The 24,535-nt window shown below is 38.9% G+C and carries 21 protein-coding genes and 7 pseudogenes; 8 read left to right on the top strand and 20 right to left on the bottom strand.

Going from position 1 to position 24,535, the window contains the following annotated elements:
- Positions 1-500: 500 nt before the first annotated feature.
- Entirely contained in the window at positions 501-1,418 is a 918-nt protein-coding gene (locus tag LDL57_RS05340) for a LysR substrate-binding domain-containing protein (RefSeq protein WP_180559785.1), read from the bottom strand.
- 743 nt (positions 1,419-2,161) lie between these two features.
- On the opposite strand from LDL57_RS05340, the gene LDL57_RS05335 reads away from it, so the two are divergent.
- Together LDL57_RS05335 and yfbR are read left to right on the top strand one after the other, a co-directional pair.
- Positions 2,162-3,376, top strand: coding sequence for a pyridoxal phosphate-dependent aminotransferase (locus LDL57_RS05335; protein WP_225507234.1), 1,215 nt, complete (start codon positions 2,162-2,164; stop codon positions 3,374-3,376).
- Between the two features lie 123 nt (positions 3,377-3,499).
- A complete protein-coding gene (gene yfbR, locus LDL57_RS05330) occupies positions 3,500-4,081 on the top strand; it encodes a 5'-deoxynucleotidase (protein ID WP_180559783.1) in 582 nt (193 codons plus the stop codon).
- Between the two features lie 65 nt (positions 4,082-4,146).
- On the opposite strand, the pseudogene LDL57_RS05325 reads toward yfbR, so the two are convergent.
- Positions 4,147-4,578, bottom strand: a pseudogene (locus LDL57_RS05325) (SLC13 family permease); the annotation flags it as partial.
- A 462-nt stretch (positions 4,579-5,040) separates the two neighbouring features.
- Between LDL57_RS05325 and LDL57_RS05320 the strand changes: the two are divergent.
- Positions 5,041-5,817, top strand: a complete 777-nt coding sequence (locus LDL57_RS05320; RefSeq protein ID WP_225507231.1) for a Rha family transcriptional regulator — start codon at positions 5,041-5,043, stop codon at positions 5,815-5,817.
- A 24-nt stretch (positions 5,818-5,841) separates the two neighbouring features.
- Here the strand turns inward: LDL57_RS05320 and LDL57_RS05315 are convergent, their stop codons facing one another.
- Positions 5,842-7,293, bottom strand: coding sequence for a phage tail fiber protein (locus tag LDL57_RS05315; protein WP_225507229.1), 1,452 nt, complete (start codon positions 7,291-7,293; stop codon positions 5,842-5,844).
- A 37-nt stretch (positions 7,294-7,330) separates the two neighbouring features.
- Here LDL57_RS05315 and LDL57_RS05310 point away from each other — a divergent pair, with 37 nt between their 5' ends.
- Positions 7,331-7,588: a TonB family protein gene (locus tag LDL57_RS05310; RefSeq protein WP_225507227.1), complete on the top strand. Its 258-nt coding sequence runs from the start codon at positions 7,331-7,333 to the stop codon at positions 7,586-7,588.
- A 29-nt stretch (positions 7,589-7,617) separates the two neighbouring features.
- On the opposite strand, the gene LDL57_RS05305 is transcribed toward LDL57_RS05310, so the two are convergent.
- The 6 genes and pseudogenes from LDL57_RS05305 to LDL57_RS05280 all read right to left on the bottom strand — a co-directional run bounded on the left by LDL57_RS05305 (position 7,618) and on the right by LDL57_RS05280 (position 13,862).
- A complete protein-coding gene (locus LDL57_RS05305) occupies positions 7,618-8,283 on the bottom strand; it encodes a hypothetical protein (RefSeq protein ID WP_180559772.1) in 666 nt (221 codons plus the stop codon).
- Positions 8,284-8,286: 3 nt separating this feature from the next.
- Positions 8,287-8,550 (bottom strand): hypothetical protein, encoded by a 264-nt coding sequence (locus LDL57_RS05300; RefSeq protein WP_180559773.1) that lies wholly within the window; start codon positions 8,548-8,550, stop codon positions 8,287-8,289.
- Positions 8,547-11,757: pseudogene (locus LDL57_RS05295) on the bottom strand (TipJ family phage tail tip protein). The gene LDL57_RS05300 and the pseudogene LDL57_RS05295 overlap by 4 nt, the downstream one beginning before the upstream one ends.
- Positions 11,758-11,808: 51 nt before the next feature.
- Positions 11,809-12,416, bottom strand: a pseudogene (locus LDL57_RS05290) (tail assembly protein).
- Positions 12,413-13,126 carry a C40 family peptidase gene (locus LDL57_RS05285; protein WP_225505393.1) on the bottom strand — a complete coding sequence of 238 codons (714 nt, stop codon included), beginning with the start codon at positions 13,124-13,126 and terminating at the stop codon, positions 12,413-12,415. The pseudogene LDL57_RS05290 and the gene LDL57_RS05285 overlap by 4 nt, the downstream one beginning before the upstream one ends.
- Positions 13,123-13,862 (bottom strand): annotated as a pseudogene (locus LDL57_RS05280) (phage minor tail protein L). Before LDL57_RS05280 ends, LDL57_RS05285 begins: the two are co-directional and overlap by 4 nt.
- 112 nt (positions 13,863-13,974) lie before the next feature.
- Between LDL57_RS05280 and LDL57_RS05275 the strand changes: the two are divergent.
- The gene (locus LDL57_RS05275) at positions 13,975-15,036 is read left to right on the top strand and encodes an RNA-guided endonuclease InsQ/TnpB family protein (RefSeq protein WP_375141955.1); all 1,062 of its coding nucleotides are present in this window, start codon (positions 13,975-13,977) and stop codon (positions 15,034-15,036) included.
- 269 nt (positions 15,037-15,305) lie between these two features.
- On the opposite strand, the gene LDL57_RS18135 is transcribed toward LDL57_RS05275, so the two are convergent.
- The 4 genes and pseudogenes from LDL57_RS18135 to LDL57_RS05255 all read right to left on the bottom strand — a co-directional run bounded on the left by LDL57_RS18135 (position 15,306) and on the right by LDL57_RS05255 (position 17,134).
- Positions 15,306-15,491 (bottom strand): phage tail protein, encoded by a 186-nt coding sequence (locus tag LDL57_RS18135; RefSeq protein WP_375141954.1) that lies wholly within the window; start codon positions 15,489-15,491, stop codon positions 15,306-15,308.
- A gap of 278 nt (positions 15,492-15,769) precedes the next feature.
- Positions 15,770-16,135: pseudogene (locus tag LDL57_RS05265) on the bottom strand (phage antirepressor N-terminal domain-containing protein); the annotation flags it as partial.
- Complete coding sequence (locus tag LDL57_RS05260; protein ID WP_225505394.1) at positions 16,132-16,983, bottom strand: phage antirepressor KilAC domain-containing protein; 852 nt, start codon at positions 16,981-16,983, stop codon at positions 16,132-16,134. The pseudogene LDL57_RS05265 and the gene LDL57_RS05260, both read right to left, overlap by 4 nt.
- Complete coding sequence (locus LDL57_RS05255; protein WP_225505395.1) at positions 16,958-17,134, bottom strand: Arc family DNA-binding protein; 177 nt, start codon at positions 17,132-17,134, stop codon at positions 16,958-16,960. The genes LDL57_RS05260 and LDL57_RS05255 overlap by 26 nt, the downstream gene beginning before the upstream one ends.
- A gap of 169 nt (positions 17,135-17,303) precedes the next feature.
- Here LDL57_RS05255 and LDL57_RS05250 point away from each other — a divergent pair.
- A pseudogene (locus LDL57_RS05250) lies at positions 17,304-17,376 on the top strand (Arc family DNA-binding protein); the annotation flags it as partial.
- Positions 17,377-17,723: 347 nt separating this feature from the next.
- Here the strand turns inward: LDL57_RS05250 and LDL57_RS05245 are convergent.
- The 6 genes and pseudogenes from LDL57_RS05245 to LDL57_RS18120 form a co-directional block, all read right to left on the bottom strand.
- Positions 17,724-17,990: a hypothetical protein gene (locus tag LDL57_RS05245; protein ID WP_225507225.1), complete on the bottom strand. Its 267-nt coding sequence runs from the start codon at positions 17,988-17,990 to the stop codon at positions 17,724-17,726.
- Between the two features lie 236 nt (positions 17,991-18,226).
- Complete coding sequence (locus LDL57_RS05240) at positions 18,227-18,904, bottom strand: Ail/Lom family outer membrane beta-barrel protein (RefSeq protein ID WP_180558852.1); 678 nt, start codon at positions 18,902-18,904, stop codon at positions 18,227-18,229.
- A gap of 103 nt (positions 18,905-19,007) precedes the next feature.
- Positions 19,008-21,971: a phage tail tape measure protein gene (locus LDL57_RS05235; protein ID WP_225507223.1), complete on the bottom strand. Its 2,964-nt coding sequence runs from the start codon at positions 21,969-21,971 to the stop codon at positions 19,008-19,010.
- A gap of 186 nt (positions 21,972-22,157) precedes the next feature.
- Complete coding sequence (locus LDL57_RS18130; RefSeq protein ID WP_375141953.1) at positions 22,158-22,376, bottom strand: hypothetical protein; 219 nt, start codon at positions 22,374-22,376, stop codon at positions 22,158-22,160.
- Positions 22,333-22,545, bottom strand: coding sequence for a hypothetical protein (locus tag LDL57_RS18125; protein ID WP_375141952.1), 213 nt, complete (start codon positions 22,543-22,545; stop codon positions 22,333-22,335). Before LDL57_RS18125 ends, LDL57_RS18130 begins: the two co-directional genes overlap by 44 nt.
- Positions 22,514-22,909: pseudogene (locus LDL57_RS18120) on the bottom strand (phage antirepressor N-terminal domain-containing protein); the annotation flags it as partial. The gene LDL57_RS18125 and the pseudogene LDL57_RS18120, both read right to left, overlap by 32 nt.
- Positions 22,910-23,174: 265 nt before the next feature.
- Here LDL57_RS18120 and LDL57_RS05225 point away from each other — a divergent pair.
- Both LDL57_RS05225 and LDL57_RS05220 read left to right on the top strand, forming a co-directional pair.
- Entirely contained in the window at positions 23,175-23,918 is a 744-nt protein-coding gene (locus LDL57_RS05225; RefSeq protein ID WP_202881811.1) for a helix-turn-helix domain-containing protein, read from the top strand.
- Positions 23,919-23,946: 28 nt separating this feature from the next.
- Positions 23,947-24,198 carry an Arc family DNA-binding protein gene (locus LDL57_RS05220; protein ID WP_180560426.1) on the top strand — a complete coding sequence of 84 codons (252 nt, stop codon included), beginning with the start codon at positions 23,947-23,949 and terminating at the stop codon, positions 24,196-24,198.
- Between the two features lie 40 nt (positions 24,199-24,238).
- Here the strand turns inward: LDL57_RS05220 and LDL57_RS05215 are convergent, their stop codons facing one another.
- On the bottom strand, positions 24,239-24,511 hold the full coding sequence (locus LDL57_RS05215; RefSeq protein ID WP_225505409.1) for a DUF1799 domain-containing protein: 273 nt from the start codon (positions 24,509-24,511) through the stop codon (positions 24,239-24,241).
- Between the last annotated feature and the right edge of the window lie 24 nt (positions 24,512-24,535).

Raw genomic sequence — 24,535 nt, 5'->3', positions numbered from 1 at the left:
GTGTAACTGATATTTCGTTTTTTCTACACCATTATCTCAGGAAAAACCTGTTTTAAAACAGCATCACTTCCGCTATTTTTTGATCATGCGCACAATTCTGTTGAAAAAATACAGTTGTTCAAAAAACAATCAACTTTATATGATTATATTAACGACTATCATTTTTCACAAATCAATAAATAAGCCTAATTTTTAGATAAAATCAAAACTCTTTAAGGCAGAATAAATTTTTGCCAAAATAAAATTTAGTACTATTGATAAGAATATTTAAATAATTTTTGTTAATCAATGCCTTCCTTATTGCAATAATAAAGAATATTTTATGTACTAATATTTTGGGCTATTGTCAGCGAAATAAAATAAGCTTTTTTATGGGAAATAAAAAATGCACTGTTATAACTATTTAAAAATAGAGAAACAGTGCTGGAATAATAGAATCGCTCGCGATATTTAACTTAAATAACAACCTAGACTAAAGCGTAATTTTCTAACCTTCAGATTTATAATATTTCTTTATTAATTATCTCGCTAACCGGCTGTACTATATAAGGTGTTTTCTTATTTTTAATTGCACCAAATACAGTTAAAATAGCCTCATTTTGTTCATCAATATTACGGTAAAACCAATAACGAATTTCAGGTAAACGAGGTAAACCATCACTTTCACTTAGAATTTTTAGATCGCCATTTTGCATTTCCAACGGACGCGCAGTGATACCGACTTCAGCATTAACTGCTGCAAGCACTGCTGATAACGAAGCGGCTTCATAAGCAATACGCCATTTGATACCCGCAGCATTTAAGGTACTTATTGCTATTTCACGAAAAGGATTGGTTTCATCCATTACAACCAACGGAATTGGCTCATTCAATTGATGCTGAAAATCAGGTGCACAATGCCAAAGAATTGGCGCAGAACGTAAAAGAGTACTTGGATATTGACTCAATTCTGTCGGTAGGAGTGCTAAATCAATTTCACCATTATCCAACATATTTTTAATCAGATGAGCGCGTTTTATATAAATATCGACAGCCATACGTGGATATACTGATGCAATACGATTAAGCAGAAATGGCAATAGAGTATTGGTAGTGTCATCAGAAACACCTACTCGCAACTCGCCTTTTGCATCATTATACGTTAGTGAAGCTGAAGCATCATCATTAGCACGTAATATTTGCCGCGCATAACCTAATAACTGCAAACCATGATCCGTTAATAATTTATTACGGCCATGGCGCTCAAAGAGCTCACGGCCAACTAACTGCTCTAAACGCTGCATTTGTTGGCTAACAGCTGATTGAGTACGACAAACAGCCGCAGCGGCTGCAGCAAATGTATTAAGATCGGCAACTGCAACAAAAGTTCTAAGTAAATCAAGATCGAGATTCATAATTGGGCGATTTGAATTTATCATTTTGTTCTCTTATATCATTCCTGGTGTTTTTACGAATTCAATAGATATTAAAATCATTGATAGTTAAAGAAATAAAAGATAAAACCTTACAAATTAAAATTTATTTCTATTAATGCAGTATTTATTACTGTGTATGCACTTTTATTAACTTAAATTGTTTAATAATAAGCATGTTTTACATATTGATAAACAAAATGCCAATGAGAATGTTCCTCTTCTCGTTTTTATTAGAATAATTTTTAATTCCAAATCTATGCCAAAATAACGATTTTCCAAACAGGGAAAAAATACGTTATTGTCAACAAAATAACCGTCAAAGATAATGCAGCTTGGAAAAATATAAATTGATAATCAGCAGCAAAACTTTATTTGCTCAGATACGGCGATAACATATTAACTTTAATTATATGTTATAAAAACAATATTTCTATCATGAAACCACCAATGGTTTGTAACAAAAAATGCATTACCAAACCATTAACACTAATTGATTTATTTTTTGTTTACTAAAAATCAGCGCATGTTTAAAATATAAGACTAACCTATATAATATTTTTGAATTTATTTATCTAACTAAGTTAGATGAAAAGTTTTTTTGACCTTGTTTAATTATTCAAGTCAATCTTTTCTACCAAAGATAAAGCGGTATCTTCAAAAATTTTCCAACTAAGAGTAGAGTGTGAACATAAATATGCAGAAAAATTTCCTCATATACTATTAACATTGAGGTTTAAACCGAGTAAATGAATACAATCACTAAATCCAATAAATTGGATAACGTATGTTACGACATAAGAGGGCCAGTTCTTAAAGAAGCCAAGCGTCTTGAAGAAGAAGGCCATAAAGTTCTTAAACTTCATATCGGGAATCCTGCACCTTTTGGTTTCGAAGCGCCAGATGAAATTTTATTTGATGTTCTACGCAACCTTACTCACTCACAAGGTTACAGTGATTCAAAAGGAATTTACTCCGCTCGTAAAGCAATCATGCAACACTATCAAGCAAGAGGAATGCTTGACATTAATATTGAAGATATCTTTATTGGTAATGGTGTTTCTGAACTTATCGTGCAATCAATGCAAGCCTTATTGAATAATAACGATGAAATGTTAGTTCCTGCCCCTGACTATCCGTTATGGACTGCTGCGGTATCGCTTTCCGGCGGCAAAGCGGTGCACTATAGATGTGATGAAGAACAAAACTGGTTTCCCGATCTAAATGATATTCGCAAAAAAATTACGCCGCGCACACGGGGCATTGTCATCATTAACCCTAATAATCCTACTGGTTCTGTTTACAGCAAAGCATTATTGATGGAGATTGTCGAAATCGCCCGTCAGCATCAACTGATTATTTTTGCCGATGAGATCTACGATAAAATACTTTACGATGATGCACAGCACCATTCAATTGCCGCACTAGCACCGGATCTATTAACTATCACTTTCAATGGTTTATCAAAAACTTATCGGGTTGCTGGTTTTCGTCAGGGATGGATGGTGCTAAGTGGCCCGAAAGATAATGCCAAAAGTTATATAGAAGGCTTAGAAATATTAGCTTCCATGCGGCTTTGTGCTAACGTTCCTATGCAACATGCGATCCAAACTGCGTTAGGCGGTTATCAAAGTATTAACGAATTTATCTGTCCCGGTGGACGATTATATGAACAACGTAATCGGGCCTGGGAACTAATTAATGAAATTCCTGGGGTATCATGTGTTAAACCGCAAGGTGCTTTATATATGTTTCCCAAAATTAATATTAAAAAGTTCAATATCTCAAACGACCAAAAAATGGTACTTGATTTACTATTACAGGAAAAAGTTTTATTAGTGCAGGGAACTGCTTTTAATTGGCCTGAGCCTGATCACGTCAGAATTGTTACCCTACCTTATGTTGGCCAGCTTGAAGCTGCAATTAATAAATTTAGCCAATTCCTGCTAAACTATCGCCAATAGTTGCCCAACCATAGAACATCCTTAATTTACTTAAGGATGTTCTATTTTGTTATTTAATTATTTACTTATTTATCTAATAAATTCACAATGCTTAGCACTATAACAATCGCATGAGGAAAGTTTATGAGTTATTTTTTTGCCCATCTTTCTCGTATGAAATTAATTAATCGTTGGCCATTGATGCGCAATGTACGTTCAGAAAATATTTCAGAGCATAGTTTACAAGTTGCCTTTGTCGCTCATGCACTGGCTTGCATTAAAAATCGGAAATTTAATGGTCAAATTAATCCTGAACGTATCGCATTACTTGCCATGTATCATGACGCCAGTGAAGTGATCACTGGTGATTTGCCAACACCGATAAAATATCATAACCCGCAAATTGCGAACGAATATAAAAAAATTGAAAAATTCGCCCAACAAAAACTTATCGCTATGCTACCAAAAGAATTACAACAAGATTTTCAGCCGATTTTGGATGATCAATACCATACTGAGGAAGAACGGGCTATCGTTAAACAAGCTGATGCACTTTGTGCCTATTTAAAATGCTTAGAAGAGCTATCTGCGGGTAACACCGAATTTAATTTAGCTAAAACGCGACTGGAAAAAACGCTTTCTGAACGTTATAGCGAAGAAATGCAATACTTTATTGAAGTTTTTGTTCCTGGATTTAGTCTATCTTTAGATGAAATTAGTAGTTAACAGAACATACAAAATATGAACAGTATCATTATCTTACCATTTGTTACATATTATAGGTGATAATGTCAAAATGGAAACAATACAGGAACAATAACAATAGTGATAGCCATAACTAAAAAAGTAAAAGGGACACCAAATTTAACAAAATCGCTAAATTTATAGCCACCAGGCGCCAAAATTAAGGTATTAACCGGTGAAGAAACTGGGGTCATAAACGCGGCAGAAGCAGCAACACTGACCACCATAGCAAAAGGTATCGGCGAAACATTCATATGATTAGCGACAGCAATAGCAATCGGTGCCATTAATATTGCTGTTGCGGTATTAGAAATAAATAATCCAGTCACTGCACAAACAATAAATAAGCAAAGCAGCATTATCCTTGGTCCCATGCTACCAGCAATATCCATGAGTAAATTAACAATCAAATCGATCCCACCGGTTTTTTGTAATGCTAATGCAAAGGGCATCATACCTACAATCAACATAATAGTGGGTTTAAAAATAAATAATAACTAAAAATCAGTTACTTATAAATATATAGCTCACTTAATATACGCATTTACACGTAAAAACAAGCGATTTCACTCACTATAAATCAATTAGTTACCGCTCATAGTGAGTTCCAATTTTACCTAATTTTGACTGAAATCTCAGTTTAAATTCACCCTCTTTTTTAATTCCCAAATAACCTTGATCATTCGTTTAACTACGAATATGAAATACCCATTGACGAAAGAACAAATCATGCGCTATAGTTCTTACAAGGTACTCAACATACCATCTAAGAGCGGATACCGCACCCGATAGCCATGCGGCTTTTTTATGTCCTAGATTTATGATCGGGTGGCGTGTAGAACATACAATACCTTACGGAAAAACTACGGGCCGTCTCTTAGCGGTGTTGAAGCACCCGATCACCCATACTTAATGGGTTCAACAATCTAAGAGGACAAAAAATGAACAACCAACTTTCTTTATTCCATCCAGAAGTAGTAATCCATAACGGTAAGGTTGTAACAACGTCTGTTGCTATAGCTAATTACTTTCAAAAAACACATGACAACGTACTCAAAAAAATACGGTCAGTTATTACTGACTGCGATAAAAATTACCACCTCGTTAATTTTAACGAGGTGGTCAGGGACGTTATTGGTGGTGATGGAGCGGTACGTAAAATGCCAATGTTTGAACTTACACGTGATGGTTTTGTATTACTAGCAATGGGTTTTACGGGAAAGAAAGCATTACAATGGAAAGTCAATTACATAAATGCATTCAACCGCATGGAAGCAGAGCTACATTCTGCACCAAAATACCAACCCGAAGCTCACGAAAAGTTCAGCAGCAAAGATACCCAAAATCTCGCCCGTATCATTGCACTGATGACGCAAAACTTTCGTTTCAGGGACGCATGGAATAATGCTATCTGGTATGCATTGAGAGAAGTTACCGGCATTCCTTCACCCTATCCAATGGAAGTACTACTAGTCCCTTCTATCGCTACAGAGTGTGAGCGTATCTGGCACGTAACGGAAGAGCTTCAGGATAAAATAGCCGATGCAGAAAAAACAGCGATTAAACGCATTATTCGCAAACGTGAAAATGCCGACAAAGTTATTGCTGAGATAGAAACTTTGTTATCTCAGACTACACAGGATAACCAGCTAATGCTAAATGGTGCGCTATCAAACTGGCATAAAGCGGAATTGACCCACTTCCTCCAACGCTGCTAATAGGATGCCCCTGTGACGGGGCTATTAGTTTTGCGCATGCTGCCGATTCCAGATTGAATCAACGGGCATTTCTACACGGATATCTAGCCATGTTGAAGGTGGAATATCAACTTGTTCACCGTCAGCGTAATAAACTGGTTTTTCGTTAATAATTTCTTTAACTCGCCAATTCTGAAAATCTTCTGGCAAATGACTGTGCTGACGGTGGAATGTTTGTATTTCAATATTACCGTCAGGTAGGATTTTATCTTTAATATAAATAAGCTCCAAACCATTATTATTTTTAGGTACTGATGCGCCGGAGTTTGTACCCCATCCACCATCCGAGTTATAGCCCATAACACCTGAGATGAAATAGACTCCTAATCCAGTTCGCTGGACATTGACTCCTGCTGATTCTTCGTTAGTTTCAAAGCTTCCGGATGGATGGATTTTGACTATTGGCGATGCTCTTTTTAAAAACCCATTTGCATCAAATGTTGTATTTGCTTTAGTTAAAATATTTACCCATGCAGACCATACGTTTTTTTTCTTAATGCGCAACTTCAAGTCATTAGTTAAATTTTCCTTTCCTATTTGAAAACAATAATTATCACCATTGGACTGTATGAAATTTGTTCCGCCTGCGCCACTCGGTACACCAGTAGCATTTCCATTAGCACTATAAAATCCTGCTTCAAGTGTTACATTTATATCTTTAAGGGAGGCTGGATTAACAATACCGATGCCAAAATCTCCGACATGCATCAATGTACCGTTCTTATCTTGAAAAACATGATCAGTAACATTGTTTGCATTCTTTGCTTTTATTTTTCCTGTGTTTAATTGCACATCGCCGGTTATCTGACCGCCAGTTTTATCATACTTTTTATCTAAGTTTTCGCTAATTTCAGTAACACTACTCGCATCAGCTTTTCCTTCTACTGCTGTTTTTATCTCTTCAACACTACTCGCATCAGCTTTTCCTTCTACTGCTGTTTTTATCTCTTCAACACTACTCGCATCAGCTTTTCCTTCTACTGCTGTTTTTATCTCTTCAACACTACTCGCATCAGCTTTTCCTTCTACTAACTCTTGTAGTGCTTTAATCGACTCTAACTTGACTGTTTTACCGCTCGGTAACGTTATTTCAACGACACCGTTGTCCCCCATCCAGGTATCCATGTTTTGCAGAAAGTAAAGGATGTAAGTGTTAGCTGCAACTAGTGCTCTTGCCGCATCAGAATTATTATTGGGTTCAGTGAGATTAATGCTGTAAGTGGTATCTGTTGCGCTAAAAGTCGGCTTATCTGCTAACGTTAATTCAGTGTCACTATTAACTGCCAATATCATGTAAGGATAGTTTATATCGCCGTTTTTAATCAGCATTAACATGCCTGGTGATACGAGTGGATTATTACTATTCCATTTCGTGCCTGTGCCTTTGACAACAGAAGACCCTGACGCGGTTGTAATTGTGCCTGTGTTGTATATCATGTTACATATCCAAATATATTTAGAAAAAGGAAAGTCTATGAAATCAGTTTTGATCTTGTTAATAGCGTATTTATACCACTCTTTTTGCACTGCCATTGAAGTTGACTACCCAGATAGAGCATGGCATTTAAACCAGAATGGATATGTTAAGGTTGTTTACGATATTGACGAAAATGGCTCAGTTGAGAACATAAAGATTTTAGAATCTAAACCAGCATTTATGTTTGATCAGGCTGTGAAAAAAGCTTTATACAAACAAAGATTTGAAAAAAACAAACCAAAAAAAATTTGTTAATTTAACTGTTGTTTTTGATAAAAAAGACATTAGTAATCGTAATTACTAGCTTTTATATAGTAGTAATTGTTAGAGTAAAATTGATCATAACCTGAGCTAGATGAATTAATATTGTCAACTATGTATGATGATATAACATTTCCATACGCCTTCCAGGCGTTAGTAATCCATATATAGACTGGGGGTTTACCGGGGATAAATCCTGCTGTGTAGGATGCAGAAAAATAAGGCGCAACTGCACAAGTAAATCCTACATCAACCTTGTAATTACTATCGTTAGGAGCTACTCCAGAATAAACTTCTAAAGGTATCATGTCTCCAGTCCAAGTTAGCTCTCCTTTCGCATTAAAGTATTGAATACCCCAGTCTGAACTTACATCTTTAGGGACAAAATTACTAAATATGTAAAACCTTATTTTCACTGATTCCGTTGTACCTTTTGCATTTCTTGCGGCTCTTATTTCTAAGCTCCATTGCCCATTACTATTGAGTGGCACTGCTGCTACTCCTATTTTGTCAGAGAAGACACGAGTAAAAAAAACAATGGGTCTATTATTTGGTATTTCTGTTTTTATAATTTGACCGAATGTGCCAGTTGTAATAGTCAAATCAACGCGTTTTACTAAATTAAGGGGCGTTACATCAGGCGATATCCACACTGTGCCTTTTTCTGAAATTATCTTTCCTCCATACATAATTTACTCCGCAATAACCAATAATGGTCTTTCTTCTGATGTGTTTCTGTAAGTTATTTTATTTCCTTTTATATCTGCTTCAGTTTTTTTAGCGCTACCATCACTAAAAGTATTTGAATGCAAGACTTTAAGGGATCGATTTTCTGGTATTGTGTATGTCTTTTCGCCATTTCCATTTGTTATAAAGTCTAAAAAGAAAACTGGCACGACTAATGTCTCTATGTTAGCACCATTTTTTAAAAAAACTTGGCAACCAAAATTACTCATAACTTACCTATCCTCACTCTTAGCGCACCAGATCCATCAAACACATCAATTTTATTATTATTAATAACCATCCGACCCTGCCCTTCTTCATAACTATTCATCTCCATAATCCCATTAGCAAAATCAATTTTTATTCCTTTTTTGTCTTTCTCATAATTATCTGATTCTAACGACTCTACTATTTTGGCTCTTGTGATTGCTCCATTTTTAATTTTTGCATTTGTTATCGTTCCATCACCAATAAAAACTGAACTCATAACAACCTGACCGTTTTTGATGGCAAAAACCGGCTCCATCTTGCCATTGGCCGGATTGTATACGATGAATGTTTGGGCGCTAAAGCCAATCTGTGTACTAACTTTACCGTTTTTGAGCTCAGCGCCAATCACCATTCCTGCATCATAAGAGACGCCGTCATAGTGAATCTTGACTAACGATGTCCAAGTTGCAGAAGCCTCACCCTTTTTCATGTCGTACTTAGCTTGTAGTGAATTCTGAGCGGCTGCCCATGACTTATCCGCTGTCGCTCTGACCTGATGGATAGACTCGGCTAAGGCTTTAGTCTCGGTTACCACATAATTATCAACCCTGACAATTTCCGCTTTCATTTTGCCGTTTTGACGCATGAAATACTGCGTATTGCCGTTGAGTCCCTTCGCGTTTTCCAGTATCGCTTCTGTGCTACTGTCTATCCCTTTCTTTAACTGCTTAATCGCTTCCGTATCGTTAATTTTTTTGTCTATTTCATCAATGATACTGCTAGCATCAAATTCTGCCTCACCCCGCACAAATTCTGTCCACGGTGACTGGTTACCGGATTTATCAACCAGTCTTGCGCGAAAATAAAAGTCTGTCCCTGCGGCCAACCCTGACATTTCATGGCTTTTTGAAGGATAAGGTATATCAGCCAGTAACATCAAACCTTCACCGTCATTGGTTTCGCTGTACTGAATCTCTGTTTTTAACGTGTCTTCCGTATTTTCGTTAAATCCCCAGTCTAATTTTATCCCAAACACCAATGTGGAAGCCCTGAAGTTAACAGGTGCAGGAGGTTCGCCTTCCTTACCTTTCAGTATTGTCTCAGGAGCATTCGCCCAGATAGATGAGATATCCGATGAGTTTATGGCTCTTACTCTTACCTGATAGCGTCCGGCATATATCCCTTGAACTTCAAAACTCGGTGTTGACGTTCGAGGTATACTTACCCAGTTATTATTCCCTCTTCGCCATTGTGCCTCATAGGCAATCGCATTTTCTGTGGCATCCCAGTCAACTCTTAACGTTGTAACAGCAATCCCTTGATTGATATGGGTATAAGCAGAGATATGTACGTTCTTTGGAGGTAATTGGACACCAGGGGGGATGACAGTAATGGGTCTTTTATCAATCCTGGCTCCAGCATCAATATGCGCATATTTATCTGGATTATGGAAAGTCCCCGTGATGGTATAGGTATTATCGGCATTGTCCTGAATGCTAATTACGCGATAAAGCTGAATTGCCAGGTCGTTGGCATCTATTGTCCAAACCGCATTTTTTTCAATGGGTTGAGAATAACGGGCTGTTACAGTGATAATATTGTCGTTAACCGTCTGGACTGTTCTTGCTTCTGATTTTCCATCAGGTAAGTTAATGATAAGTCTGTCACCCGATTTAATATCTGCCTTCCTGTCGAGCGTAATTTTTCTCTCATCAACAGATGAAATCCTGCCACCAATAATACGGCCAGCAAGATTTGCGTCTGCCACGCCAATAATCTGCCCAGGCGTTGGGATAGCACCTTCCAGCCCAGTTGAAAAGGTTATCGTCCTGTCATAAGCATTCGTTAATAATATCCAGCGTCCGCGTCGGTTTGCTTCTGATTGTCGAGTGCAACCAATCGCCGAAATATCCGTTTTACGCACACCATAACGACGCTGCAGTTTGCTATCAGAGACCGCCTCAATAGCATCATGACTGTGATTATCGGCATCCGAATAGGAAACCAGTACCTGCGTATAACGGTTTTGCTGACTACCGCCTGAATAGGTCACCTTTCCATCGACGATATTTGCTTGCGTGAAAATCCGAAAGATATCCGATGGCATATCAGCCACCGCTTTGACAGAATTATCCGCCCAAAACGTCATACCCCTAAAAATACCCGCAATATCACGCAATACCTGATAAGCCGATTCCTGAGACTGAATATAAATATCACATAAAAAACGAGGCTCTTTACCTGAACCACCCTGACCGTCAGGGACGTATTCATCGCAATACTGGGCTATCTGGTATAAATCCCACTTATCTATCTGTGTGCTATTAATCCGTTCTCCACAACCGTAACGGTTATTTAAAACCAAGTCATAAAAAAATCCAGGCTGGATTGTTCGTCGCGGCTAGCTTGAAAGTTCCATTCCAGACACCCGAATAAGTTCGGTTTACAGGGTCATAGTTTGAGGGTACTTTTACCAGTAAACCACCTTTGGGACGCAAGCTGACTTTGGGGATGCGATTATTAAATTGTCTTGCGTCAAAGGTGATAAACAATAAAGCGGTATTAGGATATCTTAATTTTGCGTCAATCACCTCAGTAATGGCTGCAACAACCACTTTATCGGCAATTCGCGCCGTATTTTTTGTTAGGAGTGAGGCGACGAACACGCAATTGCCAGCCGGTTTTGGCTACAGGCAAATCGATACGGTGCGTCCGCTGATATTCGCTGGTTGTTTTTCCATCAAAGGCAGCCCGCAACACTTCTTTGTAGCCACTCCCATCCGCTGACAGGTCAATGGCATAATCAATACGGTAACCGGAGGTATCGCCATTATCGTGTTGTTCTAGAAGTTGTGGTACAGAGAAACGTAACCGAATAGCTGACAGCTGGATATTATTTATCGACCTGATATACAGTTGTTCATCTTTTAATTCCCTGCTTATGCTAATCTCATTGTCAACTGACGGAATGCCTTTGATGTATTCTTGTTGCTCACTGCCCGGTCGAAACTCCCACGTCACGCCCTCGAAGTTTTACTGCCGTCAGCATTACCAATAGGCGTACCATCAAGAAAAATACGGGTAGCATCTAGTCCGCCAGCAATTTCTCCCTCAGAGATAGCAAAGAGTAATTTTGCGGTTGATTCTGATAGCAAGCTATCGGGTGACTCTACGGGGTTATGCCCACCGCCATCACCACCTTTTGCCCCAAAAATAAGGTTTGTCATATTTTACCCATAGAAAAAGCCGCCTCAGCGACTCAAAGTTCTTGATTAATGCTATCTTTGGTCTTCGGTGTAAATCCCTGCGGATATAATTGCCCCACCTATCTCTTTTCTATCCAAGGTATACAGCAACGGCACTGGATTACCCTGGGCAGTCGTATTCACTGCACCACCAAACGCATAAGACGGTTTATTATCGGCATCCTGACGAACCGAAGCTCCTGGCGGTTGCGGTGACAACATTTGTGCTATACCGCCTAATGCCATTGATGCCCCACCTAACGCTAAAGCACCGCCCATAAAACCGCCTGCCCCAAAGGCTGCCCACCCAACAGGCCCCAACATCATTGCTGCGCCTATCATGGCTACCCCTAATATAGTTTGGAACAGTCCTCCGTTTTGCTTCCCTTAATTATCGGGGCAATACGAATATCCTGTGTTGTATCAAGGTGAAACTCATCTTCGCCGATATTATGCTTTCCCTTGAAGACCGCAAACTCGACGCCTCTCAAATGGGCATCAGCCAGATAACGCTCAAAACCTGAGTAAAGCACACATAATGCTTTAATGGCTTCTTTTGGGGAGCTGATGGCCAGTTGATGGACGCGTCCATATTTTGTGCCCAGTTTTCCATATAACCTGACGGTTCTCAGTTCACTCATGCCCATTCTTTCCTTCTGACAATCTTGACGGTTCGGTCACGCCAGTAATCACTGTAGGGCGTGACACGGCTTAATTGCCCGTACAAATGATGCAGTAGCATGCCGTTATCCAGCAAAATACCTGCATGATTGGCGACATCAGACTGAACCTGCATAATGACCACATCACTGACTTTGGATATGTCATTAATTTCAACAAAACCTTCTTTGATGAAATTCTCCATATAACGATTTTCACCTTGCTCCCACCAAGGATAAGTGACACTATAATTATTCAATGTAATACCGTGTTCTTGCCGAAAATAATCAACAATCAGCGTCCAGCAATCGGAGTAACCCAAAACAAACGTTCTTCCCGTTAATTCACGCTCACCTCTTGGTTGAATTATACGCAAATCCCCCTCAGGCCACGACACAATTACCCACGGTAATTCACTAGCATCGCATTGCAGATTATCTATTTCACTTGGGTGTGTTGTCACGCCATCGCCACAATGAGAATGGACGATAGCAACCGGCAGTCCCCAGTCTTCCGCATTGGCATAGTCTTCTGGTGATAATTCGAATTGTTCAGTGGGATTTGCAGCAAGATTACGGCAAGGAAAATAGCGTTTCACACGACTCTTTTGGCAAATTACCCCACAGGCTTCCTGCGGAAATACCTTTTTAACGTGGTTGAATATTGCTTCAGTAAGACTTTTTGTTATCATCTTATCAAACCTGCCGCAGGGAATCCGCCAAAATCCAAGGGCACATTTTCACCAAATCGTTTTTTACAATCGCTCATCAGACCACCACAAACATCTAAGGCGGGGTCATCCACCGAATTGCCTTTCTCATCAAAATAGCGTTTACCATTATAGGCACACCCATTACCTGAACGATACCAACCCGCATGCACCAGTAACAGAGATTATGAATTTGACGTACTGGCAACATAACGCCTTGTAAATCAAACGGGCAAGCCAGTTCAAACTGAATAATTCCCCCGCTTCTTCATGACTTTTCGGTCAACATAAAATACTTGCTTAAAGCATTCATCAGGATTCTCAGTAGGATTATCATCAGGGAAATTTTTCCTATCCAGATAATGCGAAAAGGTCTCATAAATGGTTACTTTTGCCTGAACCATATCATCAAATTCCAGGCACAGTGATGATATCAGACTATCAATATTACCCACTTTCAGTATCGGTCTGGCTTGGCTGCCTTCACTACTTTTGATAAACCCGAAATTTCATAAGGCCATGCGCCATATTCGTTACCTTGCCACCAGATAGGCTTCGGTTTTAATTTATCTTCTGCCTTTTCAATTTCCTCGGGTGTGTAACGAAGGTTGTAAGCATGAAAACGCAAAACAGGGCCACCAAATGCATTGCCGTCTACTTCCACCAACTGGATTTTTTCACCGGGTTCTAATTTTTGCACATCTGAATGGATTATCATCAATAATGCCCTCTGGAAACCTTGCCCTTCAGGGGGAGGAGGAAAGAGGGAACTAACATTACTTTTACTATATACATTTACAACCTCACATATTTAATGTGATAATGTGAATATGAAGCGCGCCTATAAATATCGGTTTTACCCAACATCTGAACAAGTTGAGCTTTTAGCTAATACGTTCGGCTGCGTGCGTTTTGTCTATAACTCAATTCTTCGCTGGCGCACCGATGCCTACTACGAAAGAAAAGAAAAAATTAGCTATATTCAAGCCAACGCACGATTGACTGCCTTAAAGAAAGAAACGGATGTACAATGGCTTAACAGTGTTTCTTGCGTACCGTTACAGCAGGTTTTACGACACCAACAAGCAGCTTTTTCTAACTTCTTTTCAGGGCGCGCCAAATACCCGACCTTTAAAACCAAACACCACAAACAATCTGCTGAATTTACCGCTAGTGCGTTTAAATACCGTGACGGCAAGCTGTACATAGCGAAAAGTAAAGAACCTTTAGATATTCGCTGGAGTCGAGAACTACCTTCAGCACCTTCAACTGTTACCATCTCTAAAGACGCATCTGGACGATACTTTGCGTCCTGTTTGTGTGAATTTGAACCAATATCACTACCTGTTTCTGAAAAAATGACAGGTATTGATATTGGCTTAAAAGACTTGTTCGTCACCGACACCGGATTAAAAACCGGCAATCCCCGCCACACCACTAAATATTCAGAAACGATTAGCTTTACTACAACGCCGTTTGAGCAAAAGAAAAAAGGTTCAAACAATCGTACTAAAGCACGTTTAAAAGTTGCAAAACTCCATGCGAAAATAACTGATTGCCGACTGGATAACTTGCATAAGCTATCCCATAGACTGATTAACGAAAACCAAGTTGTCTGTGTTGAATCCCTGAAAGTAAAAAACATGATCCGAAATCCTAAGCTATCTAAAGCGATAGCTGACGCAAGTTGGGGCGAATTTGTTCGCCAAATTGAATATAAGGCTAATTGGTACGGGCGCACTATTGTTGCCATCGATCAGTGCTTTCCTTCGTCAAAACGCTGTAGCGATTGCGGATATACACTATCTAAATTAGCGTTAAATATTCGGTCGTGGCGCTGTCCTGAATGTGGCGTTAATCATGACCGAGATATTAACGCTGCTAAAACATAAAAGCCGCTGGTCTAGCGGTGTTAGCTCTGGAGAGCCTATAAGCCCTAAATCGCTTAATGCGGCTTAGGTTAGGCTCTGTGAATTGGGAATCCCTTCCTTTAGGTAGGGGAGCAGTCAAGCTGAGAAAGCCTCCTCAAACGTGGCTGATATTTTCATGACATCACGCGCAACCGGAGTCATCTTGATCGAATCAGCTTTTACCCGATACACTCCCTTGACACCAAAGGGGAATCCAGATAAAAGACTTTGAAGTGTGTTGGCGAATAAAATCAAAGATAGGCATCACTTCGGCTTTTTTTACCTAAATAAGAAAATGGCCAGGATTGCGATTCGGGATGAATGCCATCGGCTGCTACCTGTTTGTAACCATCACCAAATTCAACTTCTTTGATTCGGTGCCTGTACTCGCCCGTTGGGCTGTCTTGTATCTGGGTTCGCCATCTAAATTCATCCATTAACTTGACTCCATAAAAAAGGCCACCTGAGCAGTGACCTGTAAATTATACGATGATTGATTTGTTACGTATTACCACTCATTGTGCAGTGACAACAGTTTATCCTTACGAATAATTAAGTACCCTGCACGATGAGCCAACTCCAAGAAAGAGTCCAGTGTTAACAAATGCTCATTTTCGAGCACCATGTCCGTGCGATAAATTTGATTATTTTTTATCGTAATCAAAATTCTACCACTTTCTCCTGAAAAGCGATTAAGCACCAATAATTTATCTTCTTTTTTCCTGACTTCTCCGGTCATCCAATACTCATAGAGAACATCATCACACTCATCCTGATAACGGACAACTTTATCCCTGATTTCTGCTTTTACTTTATTCGGGCTAATAGTCGATAGCCAGCCCGCAAGTTTACGAAGAGCAAGACAAATCATACTCCGTTCTTTGCCATCTCCAGCAACCATGGTGATTTCCACCATAGTTGATTTGAAACGCTGTTTAATCTTAACAAACTGACTTTTCCAGTCTAATCCCATACCTTCAACAATGGGCTTCATGGGTACATATGGCTCGTTATTGTAATTCACCACATACAAATCATCACCGTAAAATGAGACATTAATTGTAGAGAGAGCGTTATTCATGCTGCCACCTCCACGCTTAACAGTTTTGCCAATTTAGCAATTCCTTTTGGTGTGATACGAACCTGTGTTTTAGTTTCATCAATCCCATCATTTCGGGTAATCATTGTCACTTTATGCTCAATCAACCCCTGTTGAATCTTTTCCTGATAACCAATCCACGGGCTGCCTAATCGTCTGTAAATCCATTTATTTTCACTTAAGAAATCAAACAGGGCTTTGGGACGTATTTGTAGTTGCTTGGCTGTATCAGTCACACACATAGCACCATCGGATTTTGCTATACGTTCTAATGCTTCTACATCGGGCTTCATTACTGCTATTTGATGATCACGCTCAAGGATTTTTTCACTATAATTTAGCAATAAGCCTCTCATTACGGCCGGATCATTTAATGCAACCATAGGGTCTATCACAACAGGCGCTAATTTTCCCGCTTTAAAATCTAAAAAAGTTTGATTAACTTTGATACGAAAATCAGGACGTATCCATCCAGCATATTCAATAGCAATAATTTCATGGGCAAACGTACCACCATTTTTTCCCTCAAAGCTAACTAGACAAATTTGTCCAGTTTGTTTTTCTAATTCTAAAATCAATGCTTTGGCCGTTTTATTACGCAGAAATTTAGCAGGAGCTTTCTCTTCTCCTAAACCACTCGCTTTGTGTAATGCATTCAAATTAAAACGACCTTCGATATCAGTACTAATTTCAACTCCAGAAATGACAGGAAGATTTTTATTTGCTATAGTCATAGTGTTGATCTCTTCATTCGTGGTTAACATTTTATAAACCCCAATGGTTGCCGCCGTTGGGGTTTTTGCTTTATTTCCCAAACATTTTTTTATCATAATTAATGCTCCAAACAAGTCTTTGAATAATTGCTGAATTTAAAGACAAACCTTCTTCTTTTGCTTTTCTTTCAACTTGAGCTTTTACTCCCTTTGGTAACCGTAATGTTAACTTTTCTGTTGCTCTTTGAGTATATAGTGAATCATTCATTTCTTTTCTCCTTTATAATGGCTATTTGCCATTAGAGTCAATTTAACACGATTGACAATAAAGTCAAGTAGCCACCATACTATTTTTATTAAAAATGCTATTGGTCTAAAAATGAAAAAAATTCCCAAGTCAAACTCAAGATAAGTTTACAGTCAGATTTCCTGATGGAATGCGAGATGCTATAGCTAAAAGAGCTGAAGCTAACGGACGTTCAATGAATTCAGAAATAATCAAAATCTTGCAAAATACATTAGATAATAAAAATCAAATTAATTTTTCTGAAGATACGGTAAAATTCGTTGCCATTAATATAGGAAATAAAGGCGAGCATTTGTTAACTATTGATTTGGATAAAATAAAAAAGTTTATAAAAAAATAAACGCACATGTGCTCCAGATATTCTGTAAATGAAACTTACAGATTGGATTGAAGTTTTTTAATCAATAAGTGAGTTATTTTTATTTTCTCAAAACTTTCACTCATCCTGAAATCAGGTTAATAATACAATTTATTAACAATAAAACTTTTCTATAAATATCCACTTCAAAAACCTACTTACAAAGTTTAATGACTTCTTTTCTATTAATTTCTAAAGCGTATGCCCCGCCAGTTGTTTTATACATTTTGCTAATGATCCTTCTTTTAACTTTGTTATATCAACAAAAATTATATCGTGCCAACTAAAGACTGTTATAATATCTCCAAAATTTTCAGTATGAGTCGTATTGTCCCTTTCCATTAGCGTCCTTGTATTTGTCCAACCATCATAAATACATTTTGCTAATTCTTGAGGAGATTTATTGCTATAAACTTCAAACAAAGGCTTATCTAGCCTCACTTCATTTGGTGTTGACATACATCCATTCAAGGCTACGATAGAGATAAATCCAATAATTAACTTTTTTCATCATTCCTCTATTATATGTTCATGTTCATTTTTCAATTTATAGTCTTCTTAGAATTTTCATTATATTGTTGCTAAAAAAATAAACAACTTAGCGGGTAAAACTTATAATGTAGGTAACTTTGTTGCCTTAAGTTAACCTGACAGTTATCACATTAATAGCGAGTAACTGTCAGGTGAGCTACAGCTTAAAACTTATATCCTAAACCAACCGTGAATGCATCCGTCTTCCACTCGCCACTGCCTGAACGTTCATAGCCTACATCAACGGTAACTCCCTCGTAAACATTCACTTGCATACCAACGCCGTAGGCCAGGTCATTTCTACTGTCACTATTTGAGCGTTTTTCGTCTTTAATTAACTTACCGTTTTTAAAAGCATTCCCACCAAATTCATAAGACATTTTTTTGTTTGCCAATCCGACTAGCGCATAAACGTTAATATATTCATTAAATCGATAAGTAGGACCAACCATCAATGAGATATATTTTCCCTTCACGCGCCCATCAACTCTAGAATTGTCTTTCCCTTTATTTGTGGTTCCAAACGCTGAAGTACCGAAATCACTCTCAGAGTAAGATGCTGAACCAATAACACCGAACCCATCATTTAACTCATACGTGTAGCGTATAAAGGCACCGCCTGGATTAGAATAATCATCAGAATCAACTCTAGCTGAAACCCCTAAACTGTTAGAAATAGCATCACCAGCAAGTTTGTTTGACTGATTTAATAAATTAACATCCTTTTTAAGTCCATCTGATTTAATCTGTATGTATCCCATCGAAAGCGTACTCTCACCACCCTTTGCGATTACAGCGCCAGAAAATAGGGTTGGGATTAAAAACAGTAACGTTTTTTTCATTGTTTTTCCTTTGATTTTACGTTTGGCCAATACTGACTTAGTCTAAATTGATGCCAAGCATAACAAAAGTGAAATTTTTTCCTATCAAAAATGCGCTCATCGATTAATACCCCCGCCCATTGACTGCCTTGATAATTTTATGCAAATCACCTCCATCTCGACTCTCTGCCACTAAGACCGATTTGATTTTCTGGGTTAAGGATTGCTCCGCTGCGCGCATATCGACATTGGAAGGGCTGGACTGCTGCGGTTGACCGTCAACATGAATACCGCCTAAATTGACATTAACACCGTTTGTTACGGGTTGCATGCCGTACATGGGCGTTGAAGATGTGCTCACATATCCGCCAGACGCATAACCTCGCTTACTTCCATCCATCAGGCGATACAGGTTAGCGATACCTAACCGCTGAGTCGCTTCTTTGGTAAATACAAATTCCCCACCGTGAACGATACCTTTCGGGTCATATTTACCCCCACCGCCCACATATCCGCCTGATGAAAAACCAAAAATATTAGCAATCGCTCCTCCAACTCCGCCTGTTTGTCCACCAAAAGCCGCTTTCATCGCCTGAAGCATCGCCATTTGCGTCATTAACTTCACAATCATCTCAAGTAATGATTTAGTGAAGTCAGCAAAATTAGCCTTCCCCGTCACTAAAAAATCCGTCAGTGATTGACTCATTCCCTCAAAGGCAAATTTGGTAACATTAGCGACATTGCCATAAGCATCCCTCGCTTGTTGTTCGAAATTTGAAAATCCTTGCTTAATCCCTGCTTCCCAGTTTTTCCGCAATGACTCCTCATTTTTGTATTTCTCATCAATCAGTGAAAGTCCTCGACCATACTCAGGATTTTCTTGCTCAATCCCTTTACGGGCCATTTCTTCACGATATTTCTTTAGTTCTTGCTCCTTCGCTATTTGAATCTCGGTTTTGCCAATGCTCTCCAGCCTGAGTCTTATTTCTTCTTGCAATCCATCATTCGATAACCGCAAGGCATTGAGTTGTTTTTGTTTCTCAATTTTATCGCCTATCTGTGCAGCTTCACGCTTCTCAGAGAGAATGGCTTCTTTTTTTAATAATAATGACCGCTCATCTTCACTCAGACGGCGTTTGTTTGTGCCACTTTTGGCCTCTTCAAGAATGACTAGCTGGTTTTCTGTTTTGAAAAGTTCCCTGCGTTGCTGGCTGATAATCCCAACATATTGACTTTCATCCTGTAATGTTCGTAATTCTGCCTGCAGTGCTCTGTTTCTGGCTTGCGCTTCTTCTTCCCAACGTGTGCCTAAAGATGGGCGGTATGCATCAGCTTTTGAGTCTGAACTTGATTTTTCTTTCGCATAACGGGCATTTTCACGCCTTATCGCTTCATCGATAACGGATTTTGAACCACCCGAATTTCTTATTCTTTCAAGCTCACTTTGATGCTTTTCTTCCGCATTTTCAAATTTGTGTTTGAGCTCCTGGTCAACCCTAAAACGTGCTTTCTCTGCCTCTTGAGCCCTTACCGCCGCTTGTTTTCTCTGATTTTCAATATCCTGTTGATATTTTTTCTCTTTCAGTAAATCAAGTTCACGCCTTAAATCTGTCGCTGTTTTCCCTGAGGCATTATAATAATTTAATCTTGCAACCGGATTTACCTGGAATGCAACTAATTTTTCCTCGTAATCACGTATCTTCTGGTCTAATGTGTGTTCACGACCAATATCTAACATGCTATCCCAAGCGAGTCTTGCTTTATCTTTAACCACTGCCCAGGCTGACTCAAGATAACCTAAATTCGCTTTTATCTGCTGAGTTCTATTTTTCGTTGCAGTCGCATAGGCTTCCATGGCAACTTTAGCGGCTTCATGCTTTCTTCCCTGTTCCTGTAATGTCGATATTTGCGCTAGTTGCGTTGTAGTCAGAAAATGTAGGCTTTTGTCAAGTTCGTTAATCGCTTTAACTGGGTTATCTTTAATGCGCTGGAACTGTTTTATTGTTTCATCAACAGATTGACCCACCAATTTTTCCATTCTGGCAGCGACATTGGCAATATTATCAATTTCATTGCCAGAAAATGAACCTGACCCCACAACTTTAGTTATTACATCCGCCATTCCACCTTGTGTTATGCCATCTGCTGACAACTGTTTGGCCAACATAGCAAGTTGCCCTGCCGTTTTCCCTGCATACCCACCCGTTAAAATGAGTTTATTGTTAAATTCACTAAACTCTTGTGAGCCTTTATAAGCGGCGATGGCAACAGCTGCCGTAACACCTGCCAATCCTCCCATCAACAATCGGGTAGGGGTTAATATTGAGCCTATTGCTTTAAAGGCATTACCAACACCACCAAACGAGTCTTTAATCTGTCCACCTTGCTGCACCAATACCATCCAGGCCGGTATACCGGAAGCCAATGAGGTCACCACATCGGTCATCTGCATAGGTAACATACGCATTGCATGACGATATTGCCCCATCGTTACCGCGCCATTCATAAACGCTTTTTCTTGTTCTTTTAATTTGGCAATCATCGGCGCTGCCTGTTGAGAAATGCCCATCTGCGCCGCTTTTAGTTCAAGAACTTCAGTTCGCGTCTTGCCTATCGTGTCTGATTGCTGTTTTAATGTGTTTAGAAAATTATCAGCGGCTAACTTCGCTCGTTTTGAAGCTTCTTCCTGTGCAAGTAGCGCCCTCCCTTCTGCGGTCAGTGCCAGATTCATCCGGCTTAGCTTATCTCTCGACTCTTCCAGTATCGTGTTGTAATCAACAAACTGGTCAAGGGGGAGTAAACCTTTTTGATGTGAAGCGGCGAGTTTACGGCTAATTTTATCCAGTTCATCAAACGCTTTATTGGTGGGATTAATTCGATTTAACAGGTCGTTAAGTTCACTTTTTTGCGTCTTAATGGTTTCGACATTTCTCAGTGAGGCTAAGCTAACTTTTTTTAATCCACCCTCCAGATTTGAGGAAGCCTTTTCAACCTTTTCCGCTGTTCCCTGAAATGACTTTAACTTCTGTTCACCTCTTTCCAAATCCGCCGTGTTTACTTTTAATGAAATCGTGGCGATATCGGTCATACCGGATTCCTTGCAACAAAAAGCCAGCACAGGGCTGGCGTAGTAAGTGATTTATACCTTAAGGTGCTCAATTGATTGATGTATCGTTTTCTCAGTTGATTAATCGCAAGAGATTCTCTTTGACAAAGTTTCGGCGTTCCGTTTCATCAGCAAGCACGACAACCCCGCGTCTTTCTATATATTCCATTAGCGTCTCAATATCCCCGATAAAATAATTAGAGGGACGACTTCTGTCCGAGTTACACTGCCATTTTCATAGTCAAGAATAATTCTTCCACAAATAGCGGGTAAATTATTTTGCAAAGGAGCTTTGCCAATGAACTCACCCTCAATCGGTACACGAGCAGCAAGAGACAGTGCCTCAGTAAATTTTTTCTTCGGCGATTTCTTTATAACTGCAACCAAAATGACTTTTCAGTGCTGACCAGAGTGTGATGGTCGCTTTGCCCTGATGTTCATGTGGCACGCTTTTGCCACGAGTCAGTACCAGTTGTTTGATGGCTTCTTGCTGTTCTACTGTAATACATCCAGCAATTTGCTTAACTTTTTTTACGTGGTTTAGCTTTAACCTCACCCGTAGTCCAATACTCATAGAGAACATCATCACACTCTTCTTGATACTGAATAACTTTATCACGGATTTCTGACTTAACTTTGTTTGGACTAATGGTTGCCAACCACCCAGCAAGTTTACGAAGAGGTAAGCAAACCATTTTTCGTGATTTGCCATCATCTGCAACCATTTCGATTTCCGAAATAGTTGAAATAAATCTTTGTTTTAACTTAACAAACTGAGCAGCCCAAATCATTCCCATCCCTTCTACTATCGGCTTCATCGGGGTAAATGGTTCGCCGTTATAGTTGACGATATAAAGCTCAGCGCCATGGAACGGTACATTTATCGTGCAAACTGCTTTAGTTATTGATATATTATTCATGTTCGTTTCCTTCAGTGGTTCGGACAAACTTGAGGCCTTGACTATCCTAATTAGTCAAGGCTTCGCCTTTTCTACTAGACACAACATCAACCGCTTCTAGATTTAGCTATTAAATAAAATTTGATCAAATGTAAGTCTTTTTTAATCACGAGAGTTAATTAAATAATGTTAATCAACAACATTAGCTTTTTACCAATTATATTACCTTGCTTATTACTACATAAATAGCCATAATAATTCATAAAAAGGATATTAATGAACTTTTATGAATAAATCAAGTGCGAAAAAGATGAACATTAATGAAGAAGAGTTCTCAAGGCTTCCGTTTAGCCAAAAAATAACGATCCTTCGGGCGTATAAATCACTAACTCAAGCCCAACTTGCTTCATTGGTGGGTGTATCACAGAGACAAATAGCAGCTTATGAGTCAGGTAATGCTAAACCAAGAGGAAACACTTTGCTAAAGCTGGGATCTGTTCTTGGTAAATCTCCTATTCAATTAATGCATCCAGTTGATAATGTTAGTCGTCCTAGAATGAATGTGTCATTCATGCCAGTGCTAAAACATAATAGAATAATTGACTGGCTACACTATACTATGGATCCAACAGGGAAATCGGACGATTTATTAGATGAATGTGTAGAGCGCGAAATAAAAACCATCCAAAGCTCTGGTTCATTTGCTTTAGAAATCGATGAACCTGCTATGTCAACTGTTGGGTCCAATGGAATATGCTTTCCCAAAAAGGCAATAGTTATTTTTGATATATCTAAATGCAATGTACTTATGGATGGAGATTTTGTACTAGCAGTAATTAATCACAAACATACAATGTTTAGGCAATTTTTTTATGGTTTAAAAGAATCTTCTTTAGCACCGTTTGATCAGCGTTACCCGATAGAAAAGATCGCTACCAATACTATTCCAAAAACAAATTTACTTATACCTGCAGTACACATTGATATATCTCTGCCTGCAATGAATAGATCCAGTAAGTTAATCATATGAAATAATTAATAAACTTAAGGATTTTGACATGGCAAGAGATGACCCACAATTTAATTTCAGAATGCCCCATGAAATTAAAGAAAAAATTAAACGGCGCGCCAAAATGAATGGCAGATCTATTAATGCAGAATTGACGCAGATTGTCCTAGATGCCCTTGATAAATCAGTTACCCCACAAGATTACAAAACCGATATTGAAAAACTAGTCGATTCTCAAGCTGAAGAAGTTAAGAAAATGGTATTCAATACATTACTTAAATTGTATGATAATAAAAATTGATATCCTTCCCACTTCAAAGCCTGTGATAAAAATATCCGCTTTATTGGTGCATTATCGCTAAGGCTTTCGCTTCCATCACCCGTATATCATTAAATAAAGCGCCTTTATCCTGATTAATACCCAAATAATCGATGACGTCGGATAACACGCTGTAATCCAGCCCTGTGGGGCCATTCGCCCCCATTCGCCACTGAGTACGAAGCGCATTAAAAGTAAGATAAGCCTCCCAGACATCTGGCCAAACTTCGACCTCGCTGTCTTCCGGCGTAAAACCAAAGGCAGCTTCAAAGTTGCGGATATCGGTCTCGGTCATGCCGCCATACATGGCCTCAACGAC

This window comes from Arsenophonus apicola (assembly GCF_020268605.1).
Classification (GTDB): Bacteria; Pseudomonadota; Gammaproteobacteria; order Enterobacterales; family Enterobacteriaceae; genus Arsenophonus; species Arsenophonus apicola.
This window is presented reverse-complemented; position numbering and strand designations above follow the sequence as displayed.